General features: G+C 34.7%; 21 protein-coding genes. 9 read left to right on the top strand and 12 right to left on the bottom strand.

The genetic code is table 11. From position 1 onward, the window contains the following. Window positions 1-2: 2 nt before the first annotated feature. The 5 genes from VBZ51_RS06865 to mutY are packed head-to-tail and all read right to left on the bottom strand — an operon-like array spanning window position 3 to window position 4,398. On the bottom strand, window positions 3-950 hold the full coding sequence (locus tag VBZ51_RS06865) for a pyridoxal-phosphate dependent enzyme (protein ID WP_091608474.1): 948 nt from the start codon (window positions 948-950) through the stop codon (window positions 3-5). Window positions 951-955: 5 nt separating this feature from the next. Further along, window positions 956-1,519 carry a gliding motility lipoprotein GldD gene (gldD, locus tag VBZ51_RS06870; protein WP_058104874.1) on the bottom strand — a complete coding sequence of 188 codons (564 nt, stop codon included), beginning with the start codon at window positions 1,517-1,519 and terminating at the stop codon, window positions 956-958. Continuing rightward, entirely contained in the window at window positions 1,509-2,837 is a 1,329-nt protein-coding gene (locus tag VBZ51_RS06875) for a gliding motility-associated protein GldE (RefSeq protein ID WP_058104873.1), read from the bottom strand. Before VBZ51_RS06875 ends, gldD begins: the two co-directional genes overlap by 11 nt. 19 nt (window positions 2,838-2,856) lie before the next feature. After that, entirely contained in the window at window positions 2,857-3,321 is a 465-nt protein-coding gene (locus VBZ51_RS06880) for a single-stranded DNA-binding protein (protein WP_058104872.1), read from the bottom strand. Between the two features lie 27 nt (window positions 3,322-3,348). Continuing rightward, window positions 3,349-4,398: an A/G-specific adenine glycosylase gene (gene mutY, locus VBZ51_RS06885; RefSeq protein ID WP_416576462.1), complete on the bottom strand. Its 1,050-nt coding sequence runs from the start codon at window positions 4,396-4,398 to the stop codon at window positions 3,349-3,351. 127 nt (window positions 4,399-4,525) lie between these two features. Here mutY and VBZ51_RS06890 point away from each other — a divergent pair, with 127 nt between their 5' ends. From VBZ51_RS06890 to VBZ51_RS06910, 5 genes are all read left to right on the top strand, one after another. Continuing rightward, window positions 4,526-4,816: an HU family DNA-binding protein gene (locus tag VBZ51_RS06890; protein WP_027065813.1), complete on the top strand. Its 291-nt coding sequence runs from the start codon at window positions 4,526-4,528 to the stop codon at window positions 4,814-4,816. Between the two features lie 262 nt (window positions 4,817-5,078). Further along, window positions 5,079-6,626: an Rne/Rng family ribonuclease gene (locus tag VBZ51_RS06895; RefSeq protein ID WP_071340549.1), complete on the top strand. Its 1,548-nt coding sequence runs from the start codon at window positions 5,079-5,081 to the stop codon at window positions 6,624-6,626. A gap of 74 nt (window positions 6,627-6,700) precedes the next feature. Next, window positions 6,701-7,900 carry a tRNA modification GTPase gene (locus VBZ51_RS06900; protein WP_286814844.1) on the top strand — a complete coding sequence of 400 codons (1,200 nt, stop codon included), beginning with the start codon at window positions 6,701-6,703 and terminating at the stop codon, window positions 7,898-7,900. A 128-nt stretch (window positions 7,901-8,028) separates the two neighbouring features. Continuing rightward, on the top strand, window positions 8,029-8,826 hold the full coding sequence (locus tag VBZ51_RS06905) for a DUF3667 domain-containing protein (protein WP_416576463.1): 798 nt from the start codon (window positions 8,029-8,031) through the stop codon (window positions 8,824-8,826). Between the two features lie 38 nt (window positions 8,827-8,864). Further along, complete coding sequence (locus tag VBZ51_RS06910; RefSeq protein WP_416576464.1) at window positions 8,865-9,341, top strand: regulatory protein RecX; 477 nt, start codon at window positions 8,865-8,867, stop codon at window positions 9,339-9,341. A gap of 6 nt (window positions 9,342-9,347) precedes the next feature. Here the strand turns inward: VBZ51_RS06910 and VBZ51_RS06915 are convergent, their stop codons facing one another. The 4 genes from VBZ51_RS06915 to bioA all read right to left on the bottom strand — a co-directional run bounded on the left by VBZ51_RS06915 (window position 9,348) and on the right by bioA (window position 13,978). Further along, complete coding sequence (locus tag VBZ51_RS06915) at window positions 9,348-10,220, bottom strand: cupin-like domain-containing protein (RefSeq protein WP_416576465.1); 873 nt, start codon at window positions 10,218-10,220, stop codon at window positions 9,348-9,350. 79 nt (window positions 10,221-10,299) lie between these two features. Then, window positions 10,300-11,394, bottom strand: a complete 1,095-nt coding sequence (gene bioB, locus VBZ51_RS06920; protein WP_416576466.1) for a biotin synthase BioB — start codon at window positions 11,392-11,394, stop codon at window positions 10,300-10,302. An 89-nt stretch (window positions 11,395-11,483) separates the two neighbouring features. Next, window positions 11,484-12,695 (bottom strand): beta-ketoacyl synthase N-terminal-like domain-containing protein, encoded by a 1,212-nt coding sequence (locus VBZ51_RS06925; RefSeq protein WP_416576467.1) that lies wholly within the window; start codon window positions 12,693-12,695, stop codon window positions 11,484-11,486. Window positions 12,696-12,703: 8 nt separating this feature from the next. Then, window positions 12,704-13,978 carry an adenosylmethionine--8-amino-7-oxononanoate transaminase gene (gene bioA, locus VBZ51_RS06930; RefSeq protein ID WP_416576468.1) on the bottom strand — a complete coding sequence of 425 codons (1,275 nt, stop codon included), beginning with the start codon at window positions 13,976-13,978 and terminating at the stop codon, window positions 12,704-12,706. A 63-nt stretch (window positions 13,979-14,041) separates the two neighbouring features. On the opposite strand from bioA, the gene VBZ51_RS06935 reads away from it, so the two are divergent. Together VBZ51_RS06935 and VBZ51_RS06940 are read left to right on the top strand one after the other, a co-directional pair. Further along, window positions 14,042-14,332, top strand: a complete 291-nt coding sequence (locus VBZ51_RS06935) for a hypothetical protein (protein WP_416576469.1) — start codon at window positions 14,042-14,044, stop codon at window positions 14,330-14,332. A gap of 223 nt (window positions 14,333-14,555) precedes the next feature. Continuing rightward, window positions 14,556-15,479: a hypothetical protein gene (locus tag VBZ51_RS06940; protein WP_416576470.1), complete on the top strand. Its 924-nt coding sequence runs from the start codon at window positions 14,556-14,558 to the stop codon at window positions 15,477-15,479. Window positions 15,480-15,515: 36 nt separating this feature from the next. Here the strand turns inward: VBZ51_RS06940 and bioD are convergent, their stop codons facing one another. The 3 genes from bioD to VBZ51_RS06955 are packed head-to-tail and all read right to left on the bottom strand — an operon-like array spanning window position 15,516 to window position 17,687. Beyond that, window positions 15,516-16,133, bottom strand: coding sequence for a dethiobiotin synthase (gene bioD, locus VBZ51_RS06945; protein ID WP_416576471.1), 618 nt, complete (start codon window positions 16,131-16,133; stop codon window positions 15,516-15,518). Between the two features lie 6 nt (window positions 16,134-16,139). After that, window positions 16,140-16,523 carry a DUF2007 domain-containing protein gene (locus VBZ51_RS06950; RefSeq protein ID WP_099190890.1) on the bottom strand — a complete coding sequence of 128 codons (384 nt, stop codon included), beginning with the start codon at window positions 16,521-16,523 and terminating at the stop codon, window positions 16,140-16,142. Between the two features lie 6 nt (window positions 16,524-16,529). Beyond that, window positions 16,530-17,687 (bottom strand): aminotransferase class I/II-fold pyridoxal phosphate-dependent enzyme, encoded by a 1,158-nt coding sequence (locus VBZ51_RS06955; RefSeq protein ID WP_416576472.1) that lies wholly within the window; start codon window positions 17,685-17,687, stop codon window positions 16,530-16,532. A gap of 307 nt (window positions 17,688-17,994) precedes the next feature. Between VBZ51_RS06955 and VBZ51_RS06960 the strand changes: the two genes are divergently transcribed. Next, a complete protein-coding gene (locus VBZ51_RS06960; protein ID WP_416576473.1) occupies window positions 17,995-20,649 on the top strand; it encodes a PAS domain S-box protein in 2,655 nt (884 codons plus the stop codon). Then, complete coding sequence (locus VBZ51_RS06965) at window positions 20,646-21,056, top strand: response regulator (protein ID WP_416576474.1); 411 nt, start codon at window positions 20,646-20,648, stop codon at window positions 21,054-21,056. Before VBZ51_RS06960 ends, VBZ51_RS06965 begins: the two co-directional genes overlap by 4 nt. The last annotated feature ends 87 nt before the right edge of the window (window positions 21,057-21,143 follow it).

The raw sequence follows: 21,143 nt of genomic DNA on the forward strand, positions 1-21,143 counted from the left end.
GCTTAAAAGGGTAATTTAGAAAGGTCTACATTTCCTCCAGAAATAATAATACCAATTTTCTTATTCTGAAAAATTTCCGGTTGTTGCATTGATTGTTTCACAACCGCAGCTACCGTAACGGCACTAGAGGGTTCTATGATAATTTTCATACGTTCCCAGACCAATTTCATAGCGGTTACAATTTCATCTTCAGTAATTCTAACAATACCGCTAACGAGCTCTTTTATTATCGGGAAATTCTTATCTCCCAACATCGTTTTTAATCCGTCCGCAATGGTATTGGTAGTTTCGTTACTCTCAATTTTGCCACTTTGTAATGAACGGTAGGCATCATCAGCCTCAAATGGTTCCGCTCCAAAGACCTTACAGTTGTTACCAAAATATTTTACCGCCAAAGCAGAACCCGCAATAAGACCACCGCCACCTACCGGGCAAAATATATAATCTAAATCGGGTTGTTTTTCCAGTAACTCCAATGCAGCGGTACCTTGACCTAAAATAACATTATTATCGTTGGACGGATGCACGAAAGTTGCTCCCATTTTTAATCCTATTTCATCTGCCAAAGACTGCCTTGCTTCTACTGTGGGTTCACATTCATAGATTTTACCACCATACTCCCTAACCCCAACCTTTTTTACTTCTGGAGCCGTATTGGGCATTACAATATGGGCAGTAACACCAACACTTTGGGCTGCAAGAGATAAAGCCTGGGCAAAATTACCTGATGAATGGGTTACCACTCCGCTTTTCTTTTGTTCTTCGGATAACTGCAGAATAGCATTGGTAGCACCTCGCATTTTATAAGCCCCAGCTCTTTGAAAATTTTCACATTTAAAAAACACTTGGGCATTAACTTCCTTATCAATTAATCTAGATGTTAATACGGATGTATTGTGAACAAACGGAGTAATTCTTTTATGGCAATCTAAAAGGTCTTGGCGGGTCATATCAGTTACTTATTTTTCCACCTTAAGGTCTCAATGATACTTCTTATATCATTTTGAAGATATGAAGCGGCAGGAAGAATGGAGTCATAATTAGGCCGTGAATAAAAATATACAGAGCCCGTTAAAAAATGTTCAGTACTATCCGTTACAAAAAACTGGGATTGAGAAGCCGCATTGCCCTGCACCTCAAACAAGGCACCATACACTTTCTCATTTGGGTTTACATATGGCTGCTCTACAATATTGTCAGCTTTCGCAGCATGTTCATAACTTAACCTTTTAGAATCGTGAATCAACTGAGATAAATTACCATCAACTTTCTTATAACTTAAAAAAATGGCTCCTTTCATTTCAGGGTACGAAATGGTATATGCCTGATCGCCATTAGGTTCTGCTTCTGCCAATTGATTGTACTTAAAACTGAAGTTCTCTGTTTCTAAATCCGCCAATTTACCTTGTGGATACTCTAATCTCATTTTAGCTTTCGGCTTTGGAATTACCGGCTCATCTTTACAACTGAGCATTAAAAGAAATACTATAAAAAATCCTACTAATGACTTACTCTTCATGTGGTAAGGTTACTTTTATTTGTTTCAATCGTTTTTTATCCATGGCCTCTACTACAAAAGTGTATGACCCAAACAATATCTTTTCTCCACGTCTAGGAAAACTGCCAGCTTTTTCCAAAACAAATCCGGCCAAGGTCTCTGACTCTCCTTTGTTTTCCTCAAAGTTATCCGTATCCTCTAATTTGATAACCCTGTAAAAATCTTTTAAAGGTGTTTTTCCTTCAAAAACATAGTTGAAATCATCCAATTTGGAATAAATAAGGTCTTCATCATCAAATTCATCACTAATATCACCAACTATTTCCTCAATAATATCTTCTAAGGACACTAAACCTGATGTGCCCCCATACTCGTCAACAACAATTGCCAAGTGATTTTTCTTTTCTTGAAATTCGGATAAGAGATCATCTAATTTCTTATTCTCGGGCACAAAGTATGGCTCTCTTATAAGGGTCATCCAATTAAAGGTCTTTCTGTCTAAGTACGGAAGTAAATCTTTTACGTAAAGAACCCCTTTCACAGTATCTATATTCTCACCAAAAACAGGAATTCTAGAATAACCGTGCTTTTTAATTTCTCCCAAAACTTCAGGAAATTTCATTTGCTCATTTAAAGCGAAAATATCTATACGGGGACGCATTACTTGCTTGGTGTCCGTATTACCAAAAGTTACAATACCTTCTAAAATCTTCTTTTCTTCTTTTGTAGTATCTCCTTGTGAAGTTAAATCTAAGGCTTGGGATAAATGATCGATACTTAAATTAGATTTCTGTTTACCTAGCTTATTATATAAGAACAAGGTACCGGAGCGCATTGGCAAACTTAAGGGTGAAAATATAAAGTCCAATATCCTTAAAGGGAAAGCCATTAAGTGTGAAAAACTCATTCTATTTCTATTGGCATACACCTTTGGCAGTATTTCACCGAACATCAATATTAAAAATGTTGCTACCACAACTTCTAATAAAAAACGAACGGACACCACCCCGAACAATATCTGATTAACATTTTCAAATAACGTGTCACCAATTACACTGAACAACAAAACAACACCAATATTAATAGCATTGTTAGCTATTAAAATGGTCGCCAATAGTTTTTTAGGGCGCTCCAATAGTTTAATGAGAATAGCACTTTTTGCCGTTTTCTCATCTTGCAATTCTTTAATTTCGGTTGTGGATAAACCAAACATGGCCACCTCTGCTCCTGAAATTAGTGCAGAGCAAAGAAGAAGTACACATAGTACAATTATATTCATTGCAAAAACACCGTTTACAACCAATGTTGTCATTAAAAACGGTATGGGGTCTGGATCCAATAGCTGCTATTTTATATTGTTAGAATGGCAAATCATCATCATCCTCTTGACTTACAGGTGCTGAAGATTTAGATGGCGTTCTATTTTCAGTACTTACGGGTTTTTGCTGACTAGGTGCAGCTCCACCGTTATTTTGCATACCTTCTTTTTTGGTAGTCAAAAACGTAAAATCTTGCACGTGTACTTCTGTTGAATATCTAGTATTACCATCTTCACCTTGCCATTGACGGTTTTTCAACCTTCCTTCAACATATACCTTATCACCTTTACTTAGATATTTTTCGCAGATTTCAGCAGCTTTGTTTCTCACCACTATATTGTGCCAATCTGTATTGGTAACCCTTTCCCCGGTAGATTTATTGGTATACGTCTCATTCGTAGCAATTGGAAACCTACCAATACTACCGCCTCCTTCAAAATAATGCATTTTAACTTCGTCGCCTAAATGCCCTATTAACATTACCTTATTTAATGTACCGCTCATAACTTAAAGATATAAAAATCAAAAGTACTAAAATTTAAATGCTTTTATAAAATCTGCGATCAAAACCGGCACAGGAAATTCAGTTACTTTTTCAACAGGAATTTTATTGGTTAAATTTGCCTCAATATCAACTATCCAAAATTTGGTATGTAAATGTTGATGGGACAATTTATGCACTATATCCATATCATTATATATATGTATATCTTTTACAACCGCCCCATCAAAAACAGCAATACTTCTTGTAACAACATCATTGAGCTCCAAAGATGCTTTTGACTCTATTAATGGAAACTCCCATAGATTTTGCCAAATACCTTTACCCTTTCTCTGTTGCAATATGGTAAACTTATTATCTTTTGCATCCTTATATATAGGTACAAGATAATTGAAGTACCTATTACTAACTTTTGTCTTTTTAAGTTTGACCGGCAATTGATCAACCAGGCCTTTTTCCAAAGCAACGCAACTTTCACTCAATGGGCAAAGTAAACACAATGGTTTTTTGGGCGAGCATTGCATTGCACCAAACTCCATTATAGCTTGGTTGTAGTCCCTTATATTTTCAGGGTCCATGACTTTTTGGGCCAAAGACTTAAAATATTTAATGCCCTCTGTACTATTTATAGGGATATCTATACCATAATACCGAGACAATACTCTGTACACATTACCATCTACAACTGCATGTGGTTCATTAAAACAAATAGAGGAAATAGCACTAGCAGTGTAATCACCTACCCCTTTCAGTGTTAAAAGTTTCTTATAATTATCTGGAAACTTACCTTTATATTCGCCCATAACCATTTTTGCGGCAGCATGTAGGTTTCTGGCCCTAGAATAATACCCAAGTCCTTGCCAGAGTTTAAGAACCTGCTCTTCTTTTGCGTTGGCAAGATCACCAACGGTAGGGAAAGTTTCCACAAACCTTAAGTAATACGGGGTTCCCTGGGCTACACGTGTTTGCTGAAGAATGATTTCAGAAAGCCATATTTTGTACGGATCAGTGGTTTTACGCCATGGTAAAACACGTTTATTTTTATGATACCAATCTAAAATTTTACCCGAAAATGACATGCTCTTCAATACTAAGTTATAAAAGTAGCAGTTTATACACTTAAAATTAACCCATTAGAAAGAAAGATTGAATTTAATTTATATATTTGCAACCCGAAAAAACATACAGAAAATCTAATATTGAAAGATGACGAAAGCGGAAATTGTATCGAAGATCTCAGATAAACTGGGAATTGAAAAAGGAGATGTACAGGCAACTGTTGAATCCTTTATGGAAGAGGTAAAAACATCATTAGAAAGTGGTGACAATGTTTACCTAAGAGGTTTTGGTAGTTTTATCATTAAGACAAGAGCTGAAAAAACCGGTAGAAATATTTCCAAGAACACAACTATTAAAATACCCGCTCACAACATTCCTGCATTTAAGCCTGCAAAGGTTTTCGTTGAAGGAGTAAAGAGCAACGTACACGTAAAATAATTAATCTTAAAAAAAGAACTTTATGCCAAGCGGTAAGAAAAGAAAGAGACATAAGGTAGCTACACACAAGCGCAAGAAGCGTAGAAGAGCTAACCGACACAAGAAAAAGTAGTTTTAAAAACTACTTTTTCTTTTTAAAAAACGTTCATTGACATAGAGATCCAATATTTGGATTTCGGCAAATACACTAGTATTTGTCTATGGTATTGTTTAATCAGTTTGTTCCCTATACAATAGTTGGAACAACTAAAAATATATTCAGGTGAATAGAGAATTAATCGTAAGATCTAGTTCGCAATCTGTTGACTTTGCCTTGTTAAAGGACGGAAAACTCACTGAACTGCACAAAGAGGAAAACAGTAATGATTTCTCTGTTGGAGATATATTTCTTGCCAAAATAAGAAAGCCCGTGACCGGTCTTAACGCAGCGTTCGTAAACGTTGGTTATGAGAAAGATGCATTTTTGCATTACCACGACCTTGGTCCTCAATTATCTTCAATGCTTAAGTTCATTAAACAAGTGAGCACAGGAAAATTAAAAGATTACTCCTTAGGTAATTTTCCGTTCGAGACCGATATTGACAAAAATGGTGTTATCACCGATGTCATAAAAGCAAACCAATCTTTATTGGTTCAAATTGTAAAAGAGCCTATATCCACTAAAGGACCAAGAATTAGTTCCGAGCTTTCAATTGCCGGACGTTATTTGGTAATGGTTCCTTTCTCTGATCGTGTATCCGTATCTCAAAAGATAGGTAGCAAAGAAGAGAAAGATAGGTTAAAAAGACTTGTTAGAAGCATTAAACCCAAGGGGTTTGGTGTTATCATAAGAACGGTCGCAGAAGGACAAAAAGTCGCAGAGCTGGACAAAGATCTAGAAAACTTGCTGAACAAATGGTCAGCAATGTGTAAAAAATTACATCGTGCCCAAACACCATCAAAAGTATTTGTTGAACTTAATAGAGCATCTTCTATTTTAAGAGATGTATTCAATGATAGTTTCACAGGAATACATGTTGATGACGCTACATTATTCAGTGAAATAAAAGAATATGTAGCCGAAATTGCTCCTGAAAAGGAAAGCATTGTTAAGCACTATAACACCAATGTTCCTATTTTTGAAAAATTTGGAATCGAAAGACAGATCAAAACGTCTTTTGGCCGCACTGCCGCTATGAGCAAAGGCGCCTATTTAATAATAGAGCATACCGAAGCACTTCATGTAATAGACGTAAACAGTGGCAACAGATCAAACAAAGCTAAAAATCAAGAAGATACGGCCTTAGAGGTAAATCTCTTGTCTGCATCAGAAATCGCAAGGCAATTACGCTTACGTGATATGGGCGGAATTATTGTAGTGGATTTTATTGATATGGTAAAGCCACAACATAGAAAAAAGCTTTTTGAACATCTTAGAGATGAGATGAAAGATGATCGTGCCAAACATAAAATACTACCTCCTAGTAAATTTGGTTTAATTCAGATTACCCGACAAAGGGTACGACCTGAAATGAATATTAAAACAACTGAAGAGGACCCAAATAATTCTGGGAAACAGGTGGAAGCACCTATTGTTTTAATAGATAAAATTACAGCGGACCTTGAAAAACTTCTTAAAGGACCTAAAAAGGATAGCAGTATAACTTTAAATATACACCCTTTTATAGCAGCCTATATTACTAAAGGTTTTCCATCAATGAGAACAAAATGGTTCTTGGAATATAAGAAATGGATTAAAATTCAACCGCGCGATGCGTATACGTATCTAGAATATCGTTTTAAAAATAAAGACGGTAAAACAATATATTAATTAAAAAAGCGATTTCCTTATGGAGTCGCTTTTTTTGTTTCTCATAACTACAATCATTGTAATAAAATTCAACTATGCTCTTTAGATTAAAATTTACACTCTCCTTATTATTAATCACTCTTTTAAGTACCACCTCTTATTCCCAAGTAACATTCGAACCTGGTTATATAGTTGATAATTCAGGAAATAAAATTGAATGTTTTATAAAAAATGTAGGCTGGAAAAACAATCCCACTTCATTTGAATATAGGACCAATTTCGATTCAGAAATTAAGAATGGATATATTAATAATATAGCCGAATTTTCATTAAATAATGGAAAGAAATATATAAGACAAGAGGTCAAAATTGATCGATCGAAAACCCTACTCAAAAGACTGAGTAAATCAAAAGAAGCGGTCTTAAATTCTGAAAAATTATTTCTTGAAGAAATAGTCAGTGGTGACGCAAACTTGTTCTATTATGAAGATAGCAATCTGATAAGATTCTTTTTTAATACCACCAATACTTCTACAGAACAATTAATTTACAAAAAGTACCTGACTGCAGATAATAAGGTAGGAGAAAACACCAACTACAAAAAACAATTATGGGACAACCTACAATGCGGTAATATAACGCTAAACGATGTTAAGTCTATAGATTACAAAAAAACTGAATTAGTTACTTTTTTTAATTTATACAATCTGTGCAAGAACCCAAAATATGTAGACAGCAAAGCATCTAAAATTGAAAACAAAAATGTTTTCAACTTAGGTATAAGAGCTGGATTAAACTCTGCATCATTGGACTATTCTTCACCTCAAGAAAGTACAAATTTCAGTCTGGAAAATAAAACTACTCTAAGGTTTGGAATTGAACTAGAAGCTATATTGCCTTTTAATAAGAACAAATGGTCTTTGTTTATACAACCAATGTATCAAAGTTTTAAGGGAGAAGAACAGCTTGAATTCCAAACAGTATCCGTAGACTACAAATCAATCGAAACATCATTAGGGGTAAGACATTATTTTTTTCTAAGTAATGATTCTAAAATATTTATAAATTCTGCGTTCCAAATAGATACCGCTTTAGATTCAAATATTGATTTTGAAACAAGTAGTGACTTTGAAATTTCACCACGAACTTCCTTTAATTTTGGAATAGGTTTTTCCCATAACAACTCTAGCATAAAGATAAATTATAATCCTAGACGAGAATTATTAAGCAATTACGCGGCAATATCATCAAGCTACAAAGTACTTTCTGTAGTATTAGGATACAACTTTTTATAAGGGGTGATAGTTTAAATCAGATTTGTATTATACTAATATTAATAAACAAGCGACTCTAACAGAGTTGCTTGTTTTGTTTTTGGTTTTTTATGTATTTTAACAATTAAATTCCTAACCAACCATTACAAATGTCCTGCAAAAATTGCTCTTCCGCTCTAGTTCATCAATCATTTTACTGTAACCAATGTGGTGCTAAAATAGTCTCTGAAAGAATAACGATTAAACGTATTCTAGAAGATGCTTTTCAAAATTATATTGGGTGGGACAATAAGTACCTTGTTACCATTAAATACTTGATTTTAAGACCTGGAGTGCTTCTTAGGGAATATTATAGCGGCACACGTAAAAAATTCTTAAATCCTTTTGCATTTCTAACTATAGGCATGGCTATTAACTTGTTTGTATTTAATTCTTTTGATGAAGAATACATTTCAGTAATGAATGATTTTAATGAATCTCAAATTAATTGGTATGCAGAAACACTGGGCGGACCATTTGCTGATCCACAATTTAAGGCAGAACAGTTGGCCAAATCAGCTGAAAGCTCAAAATTTGCACTTAAGTACTTTAACTTAATGGTTATCCTTTTACTTCCAATATACACATTGATAGCATTTTTAGTATACAGAAAGCCATACAATTATGCGGAACATATTGTAGCCAATTGCTATATTCAAGGTTTTAGTTTTTTAACTACTTCTCTAATATTTTTTATAGCTATTTGGATTCACCCTAGCTTGTTTCTATTAATATACCCTCTATTGATATTATATTATACTTATGTTTATGGAAAACTATACAAACTTACCATTGGTCAATCAATATTAAAGGTTATTTTATTTTTACTAATAACAGTTGGAGTAGGAATAGCTGTTGGCATTTTAATACTTTTACTCAGTTTTGCTTTTGCTTATATCTTTGCCTAAGTATCTTCCTAATTTTAAATTTTATTTAAATATCACCATTGAACCAACAATCAAAAAGCTACACCGTTCAAGAAGCCACTAAAAAAATAGAAAGCTATTGTACCTACCAAGATCGTTGTCACAAAGAGGTGGTTTCTAAATTAAAGGATATGGGTATGATACCGATAGCTATAGATACCATTATAGCCCAACTTATTGAAGACAGGTTTTTAAATGAAGAGCGCTTTGCCAAAAGTTTTGCGAGAGGAAAATTCAATATTAAAAAATGGGGCAAAAATAGAATTGTACGTGAACTCAAGTTTAGAGATATTTCTAAATATAATATAACTACAGCTTTAAAAGAGATCGAACCCGAAGCATACTCAACCACCCTAGATCATCTCGCTAAAAAAAGACTAGATCAAATTACTGAAACAAATACCCAGAAAAGAAGAAAAAAATTAGCAGATTACCTCCTATACAGAGGCTGGGAAAGTCACTTGGTCTATGAAAAACTGCAAGAGTTAATTCCCTAAGAACCTTTAGTTTTCATCTAATGCCTCAACATTTTTATTGGTGTCAGTAATCGCCCTGCTGTTCTTGGCATCTATCCAATCTTGACCTTTGAGTTTTCGCATTAACACATCATAATGGCGCATAATCAAAATGTTATAAAATGCCTTACCTAAATTTTTGGGATTACGTGCCAAAGCACGCAAACTCATAGAAAAACCCGGGGTTATATACTTCATATAATGCCAAAACCCTTCTGGCATATACAGTACTTCTCCATGTTTTAATGTTGTTTTAAAACCGTTAGCATGTCTTAGTGCAGGCCACTTTTGATAATCAGGACTTGAGAAATCAATGCTTTCATGTGTTATTAAAGAATGTGGTACTTTATAAAGCTTCTTTGTTTCAGATTGAGGGAACAACACTACTTCTTTCTCTCCATCAAAATGAAAATGAAAAATATTGGCTAAATCAATATCATAATGCATAAAGGTGTATGAATCTCTTCCGCCAAAAAACAACATTGGCAGCCCTTTTAAAAGCCTTAATCCAAAATCCGGAAAGGTATAGTCTTTCTGTAAGTCAGGTACTTCCTTTAAAATATTCCAAAGAAAAATCCTGTATTTGGTTGGCTCTTTTTTTAAAAGATCAACATAGTCCGCCATTTTCATTTTAGCATGTGGCTCGTTAAAACCGTCTTTATGCTGAACTGGTCTATTATCATATAAGGGCACAGTAATATCTCCTGCAACCTCTTTCATGTAATCTAAATTCCATTTGGTAAATGCTGGCCAGTCTGCAATAGCCTGTTCTAACACAACAGGCTTTTGAGGCTTAAAGTAGTTCTCTATAAAGTCGTCCTTAGTAATATTTCTTACCCTAGGAATGTCTGCTAACTTCAATTACTCTTGGTTTTTTTTAGGGATGCCAAAGGTAATTAACGTTAAGAAAATATTTTCTTAAAAATGTATTAATGTAGTATTATTCAACAATTTTAGCCTTTTGCTTGGCATTTTCATTACGCTCAATTGAATGACCCGGTCTTGACCATTTCGGTTTTTCGCCCATTGGTTTTAATTGAGAATCCTTTGCTTCAACAGTTTTTGGCTGTGATACTTTTGTAAACGGCTTTTGTGGATTTAAGCCTAACATTTTGAACATTTCCATATCCTCGTTTACATCTGGGTTAGGAGTAGTCAACAACTTATCTCCCGCAAAAATAGAGTTTGCTCCGGCAAAGAAACACATTGCTTGCCCTTCTCTACTCATTTCTGTTCTACCAGCGGATAAACGAACCTGAGTCTCTGGCATAACAATTCTGGTTGTAGCCACCATTCGAATCATATCCCAAATAGATACGGGCTCAATATCTTCCATTGGCGTTCCTTCTACGGCAACCAATGCATTAATTGGAACTGATTCTGGCTGTGGATTTAATGATGTCAACGCCACCAACATGCCTGCTCTATCTTCCAATGCCTCTCCCATTCCTATAATACCACCACTACAAACGGTTACATTACTCTTACGTACATTTTCTATAGTATCTAAACGGTCTTCAAAAGCACGAGTGGAAATTACATCTTTATAATAATCCTCTGATGTATCTAAATTATGATTGTAAGCGTACAAACCAGCTTCTGCCAAACGCTTTGCCTGATTTTCTGTGATCATGCCCAAAGTACAGCAAACTTCCATGTCAAGCTTATTGATGGTTCTTACCATTTCTAATACTTGTTCAAATTCAGGACCATCCTTAACATTTCTCCATGCGGCACCCATACACACCCTTGAACTACCAGATGCTTTTGCACGTAACGCCTGAGCTTTTACTTGAGATACGGCCATTAAATCATTACCTTCAATGTCTGTATGATAGCGCGCCGCCTGAGGGCAATACCCGCAATCTTCTGGACAACCACCAGTTTTAATGGAAAGTAATGTAGAAACCTGTACCGTATTAGGGTCGTGATTTTTTCTATGTACCGTTGCAGCTTCGTAAAGTAGCTCCATTAAAGGCTTGTTGTAAATTTCTAAAATTTCTTCTTTTGACCAATTATGTCTTGATTCGCTCATATAATCTTAGGTTGTTACCAGGGTTCAAAAATAACTGAATTTAAATTGAAAAAATAATTGTTGGTTTTTAAATTAATGATTTACACCTTCTATTCTTTCTTAGAAACCAAAATACTTACTGCATTACCACCAAATCCAACCGCATTTACAAGCACTTTTTTCAGGTCTTTTTCATGCGTTTTCTGATTCGAATAAGGTATTGAGACCATTTCATTATTCTGTAACATGAGTATTGCCAATTCTAAATTTAACATACCCGATGTGGCAAACGTATGACCAATTTTCCATTTATTCGTAGTCAATTGCGGCATATCATCACCAAATACTTCTTTGATCGCATTATATTCTGATGAATCTCCTTTAATGGTTCCTGGTGCATGCATTACAATGGCATCTACCTCAGCAGGATTTATCCCATTCAAAGCCTTTTTCATAGATTTTTGAAAGCAAACGGCATTTGCGGAAATTGATGTATTATGTTTTAAAATTTCCGTTGCAAACCCCACTCCTTCAATAACAGCCAGAGCATTGTCAACAATCCCAGTTTCCAAACACGCAACTGATGCCGCTTCGCCTAAAATCATACTATTGTATTCCTTTTCAAAGTTTAACGCTTGGCAAGGATAATTTTGGCTACGCTCAATTACTGTTGCCTTATCGACTACCGAATTCGAGTTTAACGTTGGTGCTTTTGCGTATATTTTTAACGCTTTCATTTGGGCAATGGTAAAATTGGTCAAAGGTGCTTCACTAGCTCCTACCAAAAACCTACTAGACATTCCGCTATTTAACCAAGCTACCCCGTTCAGCACTGAATGTAATCCTGTTGAACAGGTAATGGAATGTGAAATGTCCGGTCCCTTAGCCCCTAAATCATGAGACACCCATGAAGATATGTTACCTAGCGTGGTTGTTGGTGAGCTGAGTGTGGATGAAATACCTGTATTTAAAAATTCAGAATGATATTCTTCAAACAACTTGGTTGCCCCTCTTGATGAACCCATATTGATTCCAAAATCAGAAGTATTGCTCCAACCAGATTGTTCAAAAGCCATCCTAGAGGCTATCATAGCAAATAACACACTATTATCTAACTTTTTATATTTACTATCAGACCCTCGTAATGATGCTACCATTACCTGAGCAGATGTTGCTAAAGGTGCAACCCAGGTTTTGGCTTCATTGATATTTTCAAGTGAAAAATAATGTTGGTTATTTTGATAGGCTTTCCAAATTTCATCTAGACTAGATCCCAGAGGTGAAATTGAAGCTATGGACGTTATTGATATTTTCTCTTTCAATGTCTATTCTAAAAAGTGTTCAATGCTTCCGTTATGGCCTCATAAACCTTCTGAAGCTCTCCTTTTTTAATTACATAGGGCGGCAATACATAAACGGTATTCCCTAAAGGTCTTAATAAAACACCTCTTTCTAAAAAGAAGCCATATAGCTTATCTCTTAAATTACCGTAACGTTCTGTTTCTATATTTAAGTCAATGGCCAAAATTACGCCCTTAACCCTTACTTCCGCAACTTTTGGGTGTGATTTAATTTCTTGTACATAGGTATTGTGAGCCATATGAATAGCTAACCTTTTCTTCACAATTTCTGGAGAGTTCAATAATTTAATACCTGCCAAAGCTGCTGCGCAACCTAATGGGTGAGCACTGAACGTATGAGCGTGGAAAAAACCTTTATGTACCTCATCACTTAAAAATCCGTTATACACCGCTTGAGAACAACTGGTAATACTTAACGGGAACATACCTGCCGTCAAAGCCTTGCTCAAACACATGATATCTGGCTTGTTTTCCAAATAATCAGAGGCAAAATTTTTACCCGTTTTACCGAAACCGGTCATTATTTCATCGGCGATACATAAAATATGTTCTTCTTGACAAATTTCTATTAATTCATTTAAACCTTTAGCCGAATGGAATTTCATGCCGGCCGCACCTTGTACCAATGGTTCAAATACGAAAGCGGCGCATTTATTGATCTTTAGTATTTGAGAGAGCAGCTGTTTAATCTCTTCTAAATTGTCTTCTGTTGGAACGGGAATACGTTCTACTTTTAACAAAAAATCTTCAAACGGACCGTTATATGATGATAGTCCCGATGCACTCATTGCACCAAACGTATCGCCATGAAATCCATCCTCAAAAGCAATTAATGTATCTCTTTTCTCTCCTTTATTATGAAAAAATTGAAATGCCATTTTTATTGCTGCCTCAACGGCCGTTGAACCATTATCGTTAAAGAAAATCTTAGCCTGATTGTTAGGCAATATTTCCATTAATTTTTCAGACAATTCAATTGCAGGTTCATGCGTTAATCCGCTAAACATTACAAAGTCTAAGGTTTGCATCTGTTGTGTAATCGCAGAAACAATCTGTTCATTGGCGTGGCCGTACATTACCGTATACCAAGAAGCGATCGCATCTATATATTCATTTCCATCTTCATCGAACAAGACAGCTCCTTTAGCCTTTACAATAGGCAGCTGGGGTTTTCCCAACTTATGTTGTGTAAGCGGATGCCATAAATGTTTTTTATCTCTATTGGATAGATTTTCTACAGTCATAGAATTTATAATTCGCCATTTTATCTATCTTGCAAAGATCGGGAAATAAACTGCAATAATCAGATGCCCTTAGAAAGAAACAGAAATGCACTTTTAGCTTTTTCCCAAATGAAGGATACTACGGTGTTCTTATTACTCTCATTAATTACACTGTTTATTCGATTTCCCTTTTTCTTTAGAGACTATGTAGATCGTGACGAAAGTACCTTTATTCTTCTAGGTCAATCTTGGGTTGACGGATTTTTACCTTATACCCATTTGTGGGACCTAAAACCACCTTTAACTTTTGCTTTTTTACGGCTATCATATCCATATTTGGCAAAAGTTTTGTTGCCATACGCTTTGCCGGTGTAGTTTTAGTAGCTATAACCGCATTCTTTACATATAAAATAGCATTGTCCCTAGTCTCTAAAAAGGTGTCCGTATTTATAGGGATAATCTGCGTTGTTCTGCTAAGCCTATTTGGCAGCTTACAAGGGGTAATGTCAGAACATATTTGTATGGCTTTCTTTGTACCGTCTATCTATCTTTTGCTTTCAAAAAACTCTAGCTTTTTAAATTTTTATCTGGCATACTAGTGGGCGCAACAGTGATGGTTAAGCTGAACATGGCTTTCCCAATTCTGTTCTTAAGATTTTTCTTATGCTATGAGTCCATTTTCACTAACAGAAAAACAAGCTTTGTACAGGTTGTCTTATTTGGTACCGGAGCCCTAACCGTTATTCTGGCCACGGTAACCCCATATTTTTTGAACGATATAACGTATACCTGGTGGGAGTCCGTAATTCTTGCTCCTTTAGAATATACAGAAGCTAGACGTTATTCTGTTTTTAAACTAGCACCCATCTTCGTTATTACAGCTGTATTTTTGTTTTATGCCCATAAAAGTAAAAATCTAGACTTTAAGAATAGAAATATACAGCTGTTATTAATTACCATTATAGGTGTATTATTTTCTTTTGCAAAAGGAGGAAGAATCAATGGCCATTACCTAATTCAGCTACACCCAATGCTTTTAATTTTAGTAGGTGTTGTTGTTAACAACCTTATTACAGTTCATAAACCAAAAATACCGGCTTACCTAGCCGTAATTGGTCTATTGATTCCAGCAGAAAGTTATCTGGAGTATGTAAATGTTATAAATAATAAGATTGAAAAAGGCACTATTTTCAATGGAGAAGGTTTTTCTACCTCACAATTCATTTTAGAAAACCAACTAGAAACCAAGAACGTACTATTCTTTGAATATCATATTGGTTATTGGAACTTAGGAACCTTACCACCAACTACAGCCTCTACACATCCTAGTAATATTTGTAGGGATGAACTTTTTACCTTTTTCAAAAATCCGAGAAAAAAGTCTATTGAAGAACTAAAGTTTATCATGGAAGAACTACAACCTAAAACCATCGTTATAAGGACAGGAAAACGAATTTTTGACAAAAAAGAGGTTGAGGAAAACCAATATATAGACGACTACCTTGCAAAACACTATGCTTAATTCGCAACGGTAGATAATGCTACAATTTTACAGCGATTATAAGGTTTGTAATATTCCTTGAAATTTGTCGGCATATTTTTTAATAACCTCTTTTGTGAATTCTTTTTCTTCGTCTATTCTACCAATTAACGACACACCGGTTTTATGCAGTATGATATTCTCCGTGTGCGGATTTGCTTCTCCACTGAACAATACCGAAACTTCATATCCTTTATGTAACAACCATTGTATTGTCAATAAAGAATGGTTGATACTGCCCAAATAATTTCTAGATACCACAACCACTTTATAATCTGGCATTATAATGTCGAACATAGTATCTTCATCATTAAGCGGTACCAATATACCACCAGACCCTTCTATGATCAAATTATTATCCGTTTCTGGCTCGTTAATGTGAAACCTATCTATAGTGACACCTTCAATCTCGGCAGCAGCATGCGGACTCATGGGAAATTTAAGATTATAGCTGCTTGAGTGAAACTTAGACCTATCATTAGATATTAAACGTTTTACCTTATCCGTATCCGTATTCTCTAAATCTCCTGCCTGTACCGGTTTCCAATAATCGGCTTTCAATGCTTCAACAAAAATTGCTGATGCAATAGTTTTACCTACCTCGGTAGAAATTCCTGTCACAAAAATCTTTTGCATATTTTCTTACTTTGAATTAGTGATCATGTTACAATTTAGGCACTTATATTTTCTTTTCTCGAAAAATGGAAAAAGTTTATAAAATATACCCTTACTGTTATAATATGGCTCTGATCTCTGGGCTTTGCAATTAGGACAAACAATGGGTTTTCCATTATTATCCAAGGCGTACGTTCTAATACTGTTATAGATAGCAATTGCCCTTTCTTTATCTTTAGAATACACTTGTAACTTTACCCCACCAATGGCATTACTGATCAATGGATCTGAGTTCAAGGTGTTCTCATCCCTAAGAAAAACGGGGATACCCTCAGATTCTAGTTTACCTTTAACAATTTGCACATCGGCAACATATTCAAAAGATGCCAATTGATAGAATTTATTCTCCATAGACCACTACATATAACTAGCCAATAATTTTACCAAAAGCCCAATCTCTTCCTTTGAATTATAACTATGTAAACAAATTCTTAACCGTTCTTGTCCTACTGGCACCGTTGGCGATAGAACAGCTTTTAAATTAAAACCTTTATCCAGCATCTTATTCGCTACTTCTTTTGCGTTTTTAGAACCAGGTATAATACAACCTTGAATAGCAGAATCACTTGGCAAAAAACAAGCTTCTAATTTATGTGATGCTACTTGTTTTTTAAAGTACTCAATGTTTTCAAATAGTAATGTTCTAGGTGCTTTACCAAGTTCATCTAAAAATTCATGAGCAGTTATAATTGTAGCCAATGAATGTGGTGTTAGACCAGTAGTATATATAAATGATTTTGCAAAATTAACTAGATAATCTTTCAAATCTTCAGAGCCAAGTATTGCTGCACCATGGCAACCAAATCCTTTACCAAAAGTTACCGTTCTAGCAAAAACATCTTTTTCCAATTTCAACAATGGCACCATTCCTTCACCATTATTACCCAATACCCCAACCGCATGAGCTTCATCCACTATTAGACAATACTCATTTGATTTCGCATATTTAGCAAAGGCTTTCAAATCAGGAGAATCTCCGTCCATGGAAAAAATGCTTTCCGTTACAATAAAAACCGTGTATGTTTCATGTTCATTTCTAGCTACATTCAAAGCTATTTTTTCTTTTAAACCAGCAAGGTCGTTATGTGAAAAACTATAGGATTTGGCGTTATTTAAACGTAACCCTTCTCGTATACTAGCGTGTATATACTCATCATAAAATACCAGGTCGCCTTTCCGGGGAAGAGTACTAAATAGCCCTATATTGGCATCATACCCAGAGTTAAAAACCAATGCCGCATTAGATTTGTAAAAGGTGGCCAATTGAGATTCTAACCTAGTAAATAATTTATGATTTCCAGATAATAATCTTGACCCTCCAGAACCATTTGAGGCAACACTTTCAGTCAATAATAATTGAAAAGTTTTAGAAAATAAGGTCTCGTTAGTAGCAAAACCTAAATAATCATTAGATAAAAAATCAATTAAACCTTCTGTGGTATTAAGTGTACGTAAAGTACCTTCTTTTTTACGCGTTTCTAAAACTCGCTTTAATCTATTAGGCAATTGGCTCATAGCACAAAAATAACTTTTCTATGAAAGGATTATAACCAAATTGAAAATTTCATGAAATTTTTCTACCATCTTATCAATATCACTGACAATCCTTTAAGGTTTTGATTGAAAACGTTGCAAATATTCATTTATCAATCTGATAGATAACCACTTAGATGATCATAAAATTTAGTTGTATTGAAGAAAAAATCAATTAAATGCATTGATAAACAAACTTAAATACTATTTTTGCCTCTTTTTTTAAAGAAATTTCTTACTATTATTTTAGAATATTAGAATAAGTAACTATCTTCTTACCAAGATAACCATGAAAGGGAGAAATATTTTAGATACTAATAGATTAAAAGCATTGATTTCTTTTGATGTTATGGATACTAATCCAGAAGCTATCTATGACGAAATTACATCTTTAGCCGCTTCTATTTGTAATACCCCTGTAAGCTTAATTTCATTAGTTGATGATAAAAGGCAGTTTTTTAAATCACACTTCGGATTTGAAGGTAATGGTACTCCTTTAAAAGAATCTTTTTGCAAGCATGTTATTACCGACGATTTAGATGTACTAGTAGTAGAGGACACTCATGCAGACAAACGATTTCAAGACAATAAACTTGTTACAGAAGACCCCAATGTAGGTTTTTATGCCGGTGCCTCATTAACCACAGCCGATGGACACCGACTTGGTACATTATGTGTTATCGATTATGAATCAAGGCAACTTAATGAAACTCAAATAGACGGACTACAAACCTTAGCCAAACAAGTTGTTCATCTTTTAGAATTACGTAAGGCGAAAAAAATTGAACAAGACCAAAAAATTGAACTTGAGAAAAAGGGTCGACTTTTAGACAACATTGTTTCTGCCACCGGCATAGGCTTTTGGGAACGCAATTTCGCAAACGATACCTTTACTTTAAATCCACAAGGTATTGACATTTTGGGCATAGATCCCAATACCGTAAAAAATTTTACAACCGATGACTGGTTTAAACTAATTAACCCTGAGGATGTAGCTGAAGTTGAGAAAAAAATGCTACAATGCTTACAATACCCATCTAAAGATTGTAGCGTACAATACAGATTCTTACAAAAAAATGGGGAATTTAAATGGATACTTGAAAAAGGTAAGGTATTAAAATGGAACGAAGCTAAAGAACCGTTAGTTATGTACGGTACTTTACAAGATATAACAGAGAAAAAAAGCTTTACAACCGAGCTTCGTAGGGTCAAGAACAACCAAGAGGCTATGATCAATAGCACTAGGGACCTCATGTGGTCTATAGATTTGGATTTTAAACTAATTACAGCCAATACTGCATTTCACGAACTGGTTAAAAAAATCCAAGGTGAACCTTTCAATGAAGGAGACTCTGTTTTTTCTACAAGCGTACCTAGTAGTATTACGGAAAAATGGAAATCTTATTATACCAAGGCAATTAAAACTGGTAGTTTTTCGGTCAAACAGAAAATACAAGACCCCAGTAAATTTTGGACGACATATGGATTAACCTCCTTTGATTTAATGTATAACAAAGAGGGGGGAAAAATAGGGATTACCTGTTTCTCAAAAGACATTACCTCAGAAATCTTATCTCAGCAAGTTTTATTAAGTGCAAAAGAGGAGATGCAAAAAATAATGGACACTTCTTTAGATATCATATGCACCCTTGATGAGGAAGGATACTTTTTAAGTATTAACAGAGCAGTAAACGATATTTGGGGCTATGCACCAAAAGATATTATTGGTACTAGATATAATGAACTGATACACGAAGAAGATATAATTTCAACAGAAAAAAATGCCGAATTTGTTTTGTCCGGAAATAAAGTAGTCAATTTTGAAAATAGATACGTTCATAGAGATGGTCATGCCGTACCTATGCTTTGGTCCTCTAACTGGGATGAAAAAGATCGTGTATATTATTGCATAGCCAGAGATAATACCGAAAAGAAAAAAGCGGAACTTCAATTAGAAAATAGCGAACGTAGATTTAAGACTTTGGTACAAGAGAGTAGTGATATCATAACTATACTAGATGCCGAAGGTAATTTCAAATATGTAAGTCCAAGTGCTACTAGGGTTATCCAAATTAGTCCAGAAGAATTTGAAGGACAAAACGCTTTCGATTACATACATCCAGATGATTTAGAGCGTGTAAAAAAACAGTTCAACAAAATAACCCAAAATAGTTCTATAAAGATAGAACCGTTTAGATTTAAAAATAAACTGGGTGAATGGCGATGGTTTGTTGCCAATGTATCCAACCAAATACACGAACCTTCAATTCAAGGGGTTATTATAACCTCTAGAGATATTAATGACACCAGAATTGCAAAAGAACAACTAGAGCAAAGTGAACGCAGATATAAAACCTTAGTGCAAGAAGGCAGCGATATGATCTGTATTATGGATGAAAATGCCAACTTCACATATGCAAGTCCTACTTCCACAAAAATCTTGAATATTACACCAGAACAATTTATGGGTACTAATGCGTTCGATTATGTGCACCCAGATGATTACAATATAGTGTTTAATGAGTTTATTAAAATTCTAAAAGTTAACCAGGTAGCCATTAAGCCATTTAGATTTAAACATGGGGACGGACACTGGATTTGGTTAGAAACTATTGTTACCAACAAAATAGACGAGCCCTCATTAAAAGGAATTGTGGTAAATTCTAAAGATGTTACCACCAAGGTTCAACATTTAAATGCCATTGAGGAACAAAATGCCCAATTGAAAAAAATTGCATGGACCCAATCACATATCGTTAGAGCTCCAGTAGCAAGATTAATGGGCTTGGTAGACTTATTAAGAGACGATAAAGAAAAATTAAAGCTTGAAGAAAGAGAGCAAATTCTCAATTATATAATTACATCGGCAGATGAAATTGACAATGTTATTAAAGATATTGTAGACAATACCATAAATGCCATCGATTTAGACGAAAATAAATGAATTATAAACTTATAATAATTGAGGACGATCCCATTTTTACATTTTTACTGGAAAAAGGAATTGATCATGCCGAACTACAGGGTGAAATATTAAATTTCTCAAATGGAAAGCCTGCAATAGAACATCTCAGCAATTCCTATTCGAAATCCCATAATTACATTATTTTTCTTGATTTAAATATGCCGATAATGAACGGCTGGGAGTTTATGGATAAATTAGAATCTATTGCAACTACAGATAATTGTATGGTATTTGTGCTTACTTCTTCTGCATATAGAGATGATATTGAACGTTTAAAGAAAAAGTCCTTGGTATCGGATTTTGTAACCAAACCAATTACAGAATTTCATTTAAAAGGTATTAAAGATAACATTATAGAAAAATTCGAAAAAAACGGAATTGTATAAGTCCCACCTACTTATCACCCCATATTTTCATTTTAGAATCCATTTTTCCAACATTCATTTACCAGCTTCATTATCTTAGCTAAAAAT

The organism is Maribacter sp. HS, assembly GCF_048059195.1.
Taxonomy (GTDB): Bacteria; Bacteroidota; Bacteroidia; order Flavobacteriales; family Flavobacteriaceae; genus Maribacter; species Maribacter dokdonensis.

Coding starts and splice junctions, on each gene's coding strand:
- mutY (WP_416576462.1), bottom strand. CDS start 4,398: ATGTCATTTTCGGGTAAAATTTTAGATTGGTATCATAAAAATAAACGT.
- VBZ51_RS06960 (WP_416576473.1), top strand. CDS start 17,995: ATGAAAGGGAGAAATATTTTAGATACTAATAGATTAAAAGCATTGATT.
- VBZ51_RS06905 (WP_416576463.1), top strand. CDS start 8,029: ATGTCCTGCAAAAATTGCTCTTCCGCTCTAGTTCATCAATCATTTTAC.
- VBZ51_RS06935 (WP_416576469.1), top strand. CDS start 14,042: ATGCCCTTAGAAAGAAACAGAAATGCACTTTTAGCTTTTTCCCAAATG.
- VBZ51_RS06865 (WP_091608474.1), bottom strand. CDS start 950: ATGACCCGCCAAGACCTTTTAGATTGCCATAAAAGAATTACTCCGTTT.
- bioA (WP_416576468.1), bottom strand. CDS start 13,978: ATGACTGTAGAAAATCTATCCAATAGAGATAAAAAACATTTATGGCAT.
- gldD (WP_058104874.1), bottom strand. CDS start 1,519: ATGAAGAGTAAGTCATTAGTAGGATTTTTTATAGTATTTCTTTTAATG.
- VBZ51_RS06950 (WP_099190890.1), bottom strand. CDS start 16,523: ATGGAGAATAAATTCTATCAATTGGCATCTTTTGAATATGTTGCCGAT.
- VBZ51_RS06965 (WP_416576474.1), top strand. CDS start 20,646: ATGAATTATAAACTTATAATAATTGAGGACGATCCCATTTTTACATTT.
- bioB (WP_416576466.1), bottom strand. CDS start 11,394: ATGAGCGAATCAAGACATAATTGGTCAAAAGAAGAAATTTTAGAAATT.
- VBZ51_RS06880 (WP_058104872.1), bottom strand. CDS start 3,321: ATGAGCGGTACATTAAATAAGGTAATGTTAATAGGGCATTTAGGCGAC.
- VBZ51_RS06890 (WP_027065813.1), top strand. CDS start 4,526: ATGACGAAAGCGGAAATTGTATCGAAGATCTCAGATAAACTGGGAATT.
- VBZ51_RS06900 (WP_286814844.1), top strand. CDS start 6,701: ATGCTCTTTAGATTAAAATTTACACTCTCCTTATTATTAATCACTCTT.
- bioD (WP_416576471.1), bottom strand. CDS start 16,133: ATGCAAAAGATTTTTGTGACAGGAATTTCTACCGAGGTAGGTAAAACT.
- VBZ51_RS06955 (WP_416576472.1), bottom strand. CDS start 17,687: ATGAGCCAATTGCCTAATAGATTAAAGCGAGTTTTAGAAACGCGTAAA.